The 9,152-nt window shown below is 31.4% G+C and carries 7 protein-coding genes and 1 pseudogene; 7 read left to right on the top strand and 1 reads right to left on the bottom strand.

Annotation, left to right across the window (positions count from 1 at the left end; genetic code table 11):
- From Q1A15_RS20800 to Q1A15_RS20775, 6 genes and pseudogenes are all read left to right on the top strand, one after another.
- A pseudogene (locus tag Q1A15_RS20800) lies at nt 1-831 on the top strand (hypothetical protein); the annotation flags it as partial.
- A gap of 96 nt (nt 832-927) precedes the next feature.
- Nucleotides 928-2,469, top strand: coding sequence for a hypothetical protein (locus Q1A15_RS20795; RefSeq protein ID WP_299628354.1), 1,542 nt, complete (start codon nt 928-930; stop codon nt 2,467-2,469).
- Nucleotides 2,470-2,485: 16 nt separating this feature from the next.
- Entirely contained in the window at nt 2,486-2,893 is a 408-nt protein-coding gene (locus tag Q1A15_RS20790; protein ID WP_299628352.1) for a hypothetical protein, read from the top strand.
- 10 nt (nt 2,894-2,903) lie between these two features.
- Nucleotides 2,904-4,817 carry a hypothetical protein gene (locus tag Q1A15_RS20785; protein WP_299628350.1) on the top strand — a complete coding sequence of 638 codons (1,914 nt, stop codon included), beginning with the start codon at nt 2,904-2,906 and terminating at the stop codon, nt 4,815-4,817.
- 15 nt (nt 4,818-4,832) lie between these two features.
- Nucleotides 4,833-6,137, top strand: coding sequence for a hypothetical protein (locus Q1A15_RS20780; protein WP_299628348.1), 1,305 nt, complete (start codon nt 4,833-4,835; stop codon nt 6,135-6,137).
- Nucleotides 6,138-6,496: 359 nt separating this feature from the next.
- Nucleotides 6,497-7,648, top strand: a complete 1,152-nt coding sequence (locus Q1A15_RS20775; RefSeq protein WP_299628346.1) for a gliding motility-associated C-terminal domain-containing protein — start codon at nt 6,497-6,499, stop codon at nt 7,646-7,648.
- 23 nt (nt 7,649-7,671) lie between these two features.
- Here the strand turns inward: Q1A15_RS20775 and Q1A15_RS20770 are convergent, their stop codons facing one another.
- Nucleotides 7,672-8,124, bottom strand: a complete 453-nt coding sequence (locus Q1A15_RS20770) for a DinB family protein (protein WP_299628356.1) — start codon at nt 8,122-8,124, stop codon at nt 7,672-7,674.
- Between the two features lie 258 nt (nt 8,125-8,382).
- On the opposite strand from Q1A15_RS20770, the gene Q1A15_RS20765 reads away from it, so the two are divergent.
- Complete coding sequence (locus tag Q1A15_RS20765) at nt 8,383-9,081, top strand: hypothetical protein (protein ID WP_299628344.1); 699 nt, start codon at nt 8,383-8,385, stop codon at nt 9,079-9,081.
- The last annotated feature ends 71 nt before the right edge of the window (nt 9,082-9,152 follow it).

Genomic DNA, 9,152 nt, shown 5'->3' with positions numbered 1-9,152 from the left:
GAAGTCGGAGACAAAGGTGAAGTCGGAGACAAAGGTGAAGTCGGAGACAAAGGTGAAGTCGGAGACAAAGGTGAAGTCGGAGACAAAGGTGAAGTTGGTGACAAAGGACCTCTCGGAGATAAAGGCGAAGTTGGTGACAAAGGCGAAGTTGGAGATAAAGGACCTGTTGGAGACAAAGGTGAAGTTGGTGACAAAGGTGAAGTCGGTGATAAAGGACCTGTCGGAGATAAAGGTGAAGTTGGTGACAAAGGCGAAGTTGGTGACAAAGGACCTGTCGGAGACAAAGGTGAAGTTGGTGACAAAGGTGAAGTTGGCGATAAAGGACCTGTTGGAGACAAAGGTGAAGTTGGTGACAAAGGACCTGTTGGAGACAAAGGACCTGTTGGAGACAAAGGCGAAGTCGGAGATAAAGGTGAAGTTGGTGACAAAGGCGAAGTTGGAGATAAAGGGCCTGTTGGAGACAAAGGCGAAGTTGGTGATAAAGGGCCACAAGGTGATTCTGGTGTAGACGGAGCTGATGGAGATTCTTTTATCAAAGCATTTGCTAAAGTAGATGGTGCTGCCGCAACAGCTGATGCTGCTAGATTATTACGTTCACAAGGAGTAACATCTGTTACAAGAAATGGTGTTGGTAACTATACTGTTACTATACCAGATAGAGGAAATTCAGATTATATAGTTCAATTAACCGTATTAAGTTCAACAGGTTTACAAGTAACTGCACAAGTAGTTGCTCAAACAAATACAACTTTTACTGTACAATTATATGGTTCAAATGTTTATTTATATAGATTAGATCGCAATTGGTATTTTTCTATTGAAGATTTCTAAAGAAAAAATTGAAAAAATTAACTAACCCTAACCAATCTATTATAAAATAAAATGAGGTTTAAAAATTTAAAACATATACTATTGACATTTTTATTAATGTCAGCGCCTCTCTATATATTTAGTCAGGTATTTCCTGGTGTACCAGTATCTGGTTTACCTAGCGGAACTACCGCACAAATTTTTGCTACTATAGGTCCTGTAGAAGGCGTTATGGCATATAGTACAGATCAAAAAATTATTTATTATTACAACGGTACTACTTGGGTTTCAACTAGTGGTGCCAACTGGTTACTTACAGGAAACGCAGGTAACACATCTGCTAACTTTTTAGGAACTACCGATGATGTTCGTATGCAAATACGTTCAAACAATTTACCTTTATTAGAATTTGGTAGAAGAGCAACTTTAGGATTAACACAAGGATTTCTTGATTATAATGATGATAATCAACCGTTAGTTCATTTAAATGGTAATGGTACTATTTCAGCATTACAATTTGCTGCCTCTGGAGCCTCATTTTATAAACCTATGTTCTTTACTACTCCAAATGGAAGTTTTAGATTAAAAGGTAGTTCTGGAGGTACCGATTTTTTTGAAATAGGTTCTGGTGGTCCATCCAATGATGGACGATTAGAATTCATAATTGGAGATGACGGAGCTGAACCAATTATATTTAAACGATTTGATTACAGAAGTGGACAATTTCATCAAGAGTTTTTTAGAGTTCAAGGAAGTAATAATACAGAAAATGCAAAAACGCGATTTGGTATTAACATAAATACAAATCGTGTTCCTATAGATACAGATTATAATGATCCTCAATCGGGTTTTAATATTGCGAATTCAACTTTACAAATAGCTGGTTCTGTTTCAAAATCTATAGCTATTATTAATAGCAATACTACGCTAACAGAAGATCATTATGCTATTGTTATAAATGGTAATAATACGATTACACTTCCTAATGCAAATACTTGTAACGGACGAGAGTATATATTGAAAAACATTACAGGTAATACAATTAATATTTCTAATTATCGTAACTTATCAAATGCCAATACTAACACTATTAGTGCTAATAGTATTTTACATATTCAGAGTGATGGAACAAATTGGCAACAAATGAATAACACTGGTTCTTCAGGAGGTGGTAGTGGCGGTGGAGGAAGCTCTACGCTTACTTTAGTTGACAAATACAATAGTACAAATTCAACAATTACTGTTTCTGACTTTAACACAAACGGAACATTAATTCCTTTAAATACTGCCAGAGTTTCTAGTGGTTCAGTAGCAAACGTTACCAATGATCAAGTTCAAGTAACTGAAGCTGGTTTGTATGAAGTTACATATACAGTTTCACTAAGAAAGGAAAATGGAAATGACTTCAATAATGGTGGAAATAGCTCATTAGAAATTGTAATTTGTCAAAACAACAATCCTATTGCTAATACTGGAAGTGTTGTTACTTTAATTGGAAATAACAACCAAAGATATGTTACCGCTTCAAGAACTGTGTTCTTAAATTTATCTGCATTCCAAAGTTATGGTATAAAAGTTAGAGAAAAAGCTATTAACAATACTGGTCAGGTTATTATCGACGCTAATGGTACAGGTATGACTATAAAAAAGATAGATTAACTAAATTATTAATCTTATGAAATTAACTATATCATTATTATTTTTTCTGTTTGTAATAACTTCTGCTTATGCACAAGTTTTACCTGGTGAACCTGTTGGTGGATACCCTAAAGGAACCACAGCACAAATAACAGCATTAACTACAGTTGAAAGTATTATTGCATATAGTACAGATGAAAAGATTTTTTATTATTACGACGGAACAAAATGGGTTAAATTATTCAGTGAAAATTCTAAAGTAATAGTTGATAATGAATTATTTTTTGAGGATACGAATTACTATTATATTTCCGTAAGAATTAATTCTTCTGATTGGATGGTATCTCGTTTTTCTAAAACTGATTTGAATGACGAAGCTTTTGCAATTGGCAATGGTACACAACCAAATAGTTTAGCTACAATAACAGCATTAACATTCTCTTAAATCTAATTTGATGAGTAAAACAAGTTACATATTACTATTATTACTTGGCTTATCTATTAATATTTATAGTCAAATAAGTTTTAATGCTTCTGCCCCATCTACTGGAAGTCCAGGTGGAAATAGAGCTACGATTTTTATTACTGGTCCAACTACTGGAGATCAATTAAGAACATTTATACAAGCAAATCCTGCTGCAGGATCTGTCGTAAATAGAGACATAACTTTTTCAGCTGAATTAAAAATTCAAGGAGCAGGAACATTAACAGATAACAATGCTGTTTATCATTTCCCAGGTATTTTTAGGTATGCTCCTCAATCTGGTGTAACGGTTACATTTACTGATGTTACTATCCATTACACTGGTTCAGCTAAAGGTCATTCCTATAATTTTGCTTATACTGCTAACTTTACAAGAGTTTTCTATTTATTAGGAGTTACTAGCGGGCGTAGTGATTTTTTTAATAACGGTAATTATACTTTTAATTTTGAAGATGTTACTTTCTCTGGTTACGGAGCTTCTGATTTTTTACATTTTCAAACAAACACAACTATAGAAAACATTACAATTAATGCTAATAGAGCTTTAAATTTTGAACCTGGAGCTAGATTAGCTGGTGAAACAGAAATCATTAGAAATCTAAAACTACGTGGTGTAACACAAATTGTTGGTGGTTCTGGCTCTAACGGAGACTTTAAAGCTTTTGATATGGATTGGAGTGCTACTAATTGGCGCTTTAGTCAGCGAAATGTAGATTTTTTCTTAGTCAATCCGATTAAACCAACAGGTTGGACAGGCTATTCTGGTTCTGCTAGTAGAGTAAAAGAATTTTATACTCACGATGTTCAAGTTTCAGATCCGAATCTAAATCCTTTAAATAATATCAATGTTCTTCTATACAACAACAACGCTGGTTCATTTGATTATAATTTAAATACAGATGCTTCTGGGCAAATTACTACTCAGGAAGTTTTAAAAATAGACAATGCTGTTAGTTTGAATTTTGATAGAGGTACTTCTACTCTAGTTGTCGCTGATTATTTAAAAAACTATTATGCTGTAAATAAAAATTTCATAGAACCAATTACAGATAATATCGTTATAACAGACGACGAATTTATCACAGAAACCAATACTATAACAGTTGCTGGTTATTCTGGCATTGCTGTAAATCATGCTAGTAGAACTGTAACCATATCTGCAAATAGAACATTATGTGAAGTTTACGATTTTTTAAAACTTAACAAAATAAATAATTTAACTCAGTCAGATATTTCTACATTTTTTGTTACTCCTTCTAAAGATATTATAGACATTAATAATTATCAATTAATTCTTAGCGGAAGTGCTGTACTTTCCCCTTGTGATAAATTTGTAAAAGTAGAATCTGATGTTACATCATCTATTGCTGATTTAAATAATTTAGATGTTGGTTTACAAGATGCTACTCAGTTTTACAAGTTCATTTCTATAGCAAATGTCAATAGTGCTGATTTGTTAATCACTGACTTAAACACTTCTACTGATTTTCTTAGTGAAACAAATTTTACAGGAACCAGTAATAGTGTAACAACATTTGCTAGTAATCAAGTAAGGTTACAAGTTACTAGAGATGGTTTTACAGATTGGGCTACAGTTCAAGATTTCTCAGGACCAGAAGACATTTATAAATTTGTTGCTTATCAAGCTCCTTTAATTGATCCATCAACATCGATCAATCAAGAAGAAATGATATTTTTAGCGAAGAAAATTTTACAGAAAAATGTAGGTATTCTTAAAGAATTAAATGGTACTAATCCAACTTTAAATATTACTAACGTTAATCAGAATGCAACAATTCAAGCTACTGAAGAACGACAGATCGAAATTTTGAATTTATTGAAAAGAATTCTAACCAAAACTATTGCTATTAAAAAAGGAATTTAACAAAATTAGAGTCTCATGAAATTTTCAGCTATATTAATAATATTCTTATTTGCAATTACATCCTTAAAGGCGCAAGTATTCCCAGGAACTCCTGTCGCTGGATTCCCTAGTGGTACAACAGCTCAAATAACGTCTGTTCCTAGTCCAGTCGAAGGAACTGTTGCTTATAGTACAGATGAGAAAATACTTTATTATTATAATGGAACTAATTGGGTTACTATGAATGGTAATGGTTGGTCTTTAAGTGGAAATTCAGGAACAACTGCAGCTAATTTTTTAGGAACTACAGATACTCAAAATTTAATTTTCAGAACTAATAATATCGAGGCATTACGTATCAATCAAACCAATCAATATGTTGGTCTCGGAATTACAGCCACTAGCCCACTCCACATTCGAAGAAACTTAGCTGATGGTGTTGGAATTATTAGAGTTGAAGGTACTGAACCTGATATCAATTTTAATGATACCGATGGAGGTTTTAATACTTTTACTTTTGAAAATAATGGTACTCCTAGATTTGCTTTTGGAAGAAGAAATACTGATGATTTTTATATTACTCGAAATAATGGTGCTTGGCGTGATGAAACTTTTAATATTTTAAATAGTAATGGTCATGTTGGAATAAATACAGATGCTCCTTCTGAAATGTTAGATATTAATGGGAAATTAAGAATTCGAGATATAAATACAGTCACAACCAACAATGAAATACTTACAACAACTAATACAGGAGTTGTAGAAAAAAAAGCTTTAATAGCTGCTGAAACTAATAATCAAGTTACTACCGGTGCTAATGGTGGTATATATCTAGGACCTACTGTTCATACTGGATTCTTCATAATTAATGCTCCTGGTGGTACAACTGCTACAGCATTTAACCAAGTTATTACTGGACTTCCATTTCAACCGAGTCAAATTACATTTGTTGCTCATGCAAATGTTGAAAGTTTAAGTGTAAATTCTGCTGGTTCTGGTGGATTAAATACAGCTACTCTACAAAATGCTTTCGGAACTGCTAATGGTTTTGCTAGAAATGATGGTGGAGGAACTATAACTCAAGCTACAATTTATGTTGGTGGTAGTGGTAGTTCTATCAATTCAATCTCTAGATATTCTTCAATTTCTCAATGTTTTGGATTGAGATATGGTAATCAAAATGCGGTAAATATGGGAATCATTTCTGGTTCTTTATCTACTTTTAATGCCGATGGCTTTACAATTAATGTAAATTATTCTCTAGGTACTTCTGGTAATACTAACAGGGATAATGATATATTAGACGAAAGTTTAGTTGTTCTATATACCGCTTACAGATAACAAATCCTCACTAATTTCTTGTGACTTTTTCTAAAATCATGTGTCTTATTACTGTAAGACGAGATTAAAAACATGTATTTCATACAAAATAACAGCAATTCACAACTGATTATTAACATGTTATAACAAAAATATCTATTTTTTTTTGTAAGTTTGCTCAGCTTTAATTGACTAATCAAACAGTTAATCCCGAAACGAAAGTCGTTCATCGAAATTTAAAATAAGAAACGAACACTTTCAATAACTTTGATAATGGTTAATGTAAGCAATGAGTTCAGAAATACTCAACGGTTTATAAAGTAAGTAAATAGTTAAGTCTATTGTAAGTAAGTTAAGTAAGTAGTAAAAATCCCTAAAGAATGAAAGTTCTTCATATTTTGCCGTTTTTAATGGCTGTAACAATTAATGCCCAAACGCAAGCATTCAAAAATTTTGGAAATGTTCAAATGCATGATAACGCTGCAGTTGGTTTTCATACAGATTTAATCAACGATGGGCAATTCGAAAATAATTCAGGTTTTACAGGTTTTTATAGTGATAATGAAGCTAGAGTAATTTCTGGTACAAATAGACCAGTTTTCAACAACGTTGAAGTAGATGCTATAAACGATTTACAATTAGAAACTTCTTTAGGTATCTTAAATGAATTAGAATTTGTTAACGGTAAAATTTTAACTCCAAGAAGTAATACAGCAATTTCTTTAGATTTTATTAGACATGACTTTTTTGTAGGTGAAGATGACGATAGACACGTAGATGGTTATGCTTCAGTTATAGGTGATAAAGAATTTACTTTTCCTATTGGAGATGATGACAGATTAAGACCTATGATTATTCCTAATCAAGTGAATGAAAACTTTTATAATGGAGCTTACTTCTACGAAGATCCTAATTCTCCTTCTACTTTTTCTGATACTTTCACTACAGACGAAAAACAAGTATTTATAAAAAATATAAGCACTTTCGAATTCTGGGATTTAGATGGAAGAACAGAAACTACTGTTACTCTTACTTGGGATGCTTTTAGTCAAATTGAAGATATATCTCCTGTTTTAGACTTCTTAAGGGTTGTAGGTTGGAGTAAAACAGAACAAAAATGGATAGATTTAGGGAATACAGCTACATCTGGTGACTTAACTGATGGAACAATCACTTCTAAAGGTTTTATCCCTGATAACTATGAAATAATTACTATAGGTTCAATATTCTCTGATATTGAAACTGGAAGTGACAATTATTTAATTTCTCCAAATGGTGATAATGTAAATGATGCTTTAGTTTTTGAAGGATTAGATTTATTTAATCAAAATGAATTGACAGTATTTAATCGTTGGGGGAATGTTGTATATCAAGCAACGGGGTATCAAAACGATTGGAAAGCAATATCTACTGGTAGAGCAACAATTAAAGGAAATAATAAATTACCTGTAGGAACTTATTTTTACACACTTAAGTTTGGAAACGGTAATACAGATAATACAAGACAAGGTTGGGTATATATAAACTACTAAAAGTTTATATATACTTATCTCTTTTAGGATTTTACTCTTGGTGTTGTAGGATTATAGCTGAAGTCAGCATCAGGTAATTCAATTCCTAATCTTTCTATAATAAAACCGATACTAGCATAATGATGAATGGCATGACTGTGTGCTTGAACTAAAGCACTTGATAAAGTATAATTCGTAGTAATCTTCCCTGTACCTAAGTCATCAGTAAACTTAACTATTTTATCAAAGTCTGAATCTTTAATTTCTTTTAGCTTTTCAATTATATTATTAAAATAAGCTATTCCAGATTCAGTTTTAATTTGAGCTAATTCATTTCTTTCCCTTGCTGAAAAATCAATATCCTTTTCATCTAAGCCTTTAAAAATACAGGAGAAGACATCTAAAATGTGTCTCATATTATTTCCAATACTTGAATAATAAGGACCTACAGTACAATCACTATACTCCTCATCTGAAATGTTATTTAATAATTTTATACCTTTTTGAAGATTTTTCTATATCGCATCAACCATTAATCAAAAATTATAATAATTTTTTAATCACAAAAATAAAAATTGAAATAATTTCTTCTTTTAACATTAAGATCTATTTCAAGGAATTAACTATTAATATATCGTCTCTATTATCATTATAATTAGATTAATTTATTTTTTTGGCACATTGTTTGAAAAGTTAACAATAAAGCGATAGCCGAAAAGCATAAAGAGTAGGCATAACCCTAAAGAATAACAATTATGAAAAAAAGATTAATTTTATTAGTAGCATTTATGTCTTTAGTAATAGTTAAGGCAGAAAACATTAAAAAGTTAGATTCTAAAATTGGGGTTAACAAACGTTATAATGACGCTGTGACCTTTGTTGAAAGAGGAGTAAAATTTCATGTTTTTTTAAACGGTGAATTTGATTTTAATACTCATCATAAGTATAAACATAATCGTAGAAATCGTGGTATTAGAATCGAAAGAAACTTTAAAGGACAAGTTAAAAGAGTTGGAAATGTATTTATAAACTACGACTATAGAGGAAATGTAAAACGAATTGGTAATATATACATGAAATATCGATTCGGCCAATTAACTAGAGTTGGTAATTTAAGAATCCAATACGATAGATGGGGAAATCCTTTATTCAATGGTAATGTTAGAAATCATAGGTACTACAATGATATATATTATAATAACCAAAATTCTTGTAATGTCGATATTGATTTCATTAATGGAGACATATACAATTATGATGATCCATACTTCTATAAAAAGTCATTTAAAAGAAATTACAGACAGTTTAGAAAAGATCTTAACTATTTTTACTATAGAGCCAAACCAAATGCTAGAATCGGCAGAAAAAGTAAAATAATAAAGAGAAAAAAACTTAAAGTTAAAAGAAAAACTGGAAATGATAGAAGATTAATTAACTCTGATATTAAAAGTTAATTTTGGGATAAAAAAAAATCCGATTAGTAGTATTACTAATCGGATTTTGTTTAAAAGAAAGGCGACGACCT

This window comes from uncultured Tenacibaculum sp. (assembly GCF_947495995.1).
Taxonomy (GTDB): Bacteria; Bacteroidota; Bacteroidia; order Flavobacteriales; family Flavobacteriaceae; genus Polaribacter.
The sequence above is the reverse complement of the archived record's forward strand: the minus strand, read 5'-3'. Positions and strand labels throughout refer to the sequence as shown.

Coding starts and splice junctions, on each gene's coding strand:
- Q1A15_RS20780 (WP_299628348.1), top strand. CDS start 4,833: ATGAAATTTTCAGCTATATTAATAATATTCTTATTTGCAATTACATCC.
- Q1A15_RS20795 (WP_299628354.1), top strand. CDS start 928: ATGTCAGCGCCTCTCTATATATTTAGTCAGGTATTTCCTGGTGTACCA.
- Q1A15_RS20790 (WP_299628352.1), top strand. CDS start 2,486: ATGAAATTAACTATATCATTATTATTTTTTCTGTTTGTAATAACTTCT.
- Q1A15_RS20785 (WP_299628350.1), top strand. CDS start 2,904: ATGAGTAAAACAAGTTACATATTACTATTATTACTTGGCTTATCTATT.
- Q1A15_RS20775 (WP_299628346.1), top strand. CDS start 6,497: ATGAAAGTTCTTCATATTTTGCCGTTTTTAATGGCTGTAACAATTAAT.
- Q1A15_RS20765 (WP_299628344.1), top strand. CDS start 8,383: ATGAAAAAAAGATTAATTTTATTAGTAGCATTTATGTCTTTAGTAATA.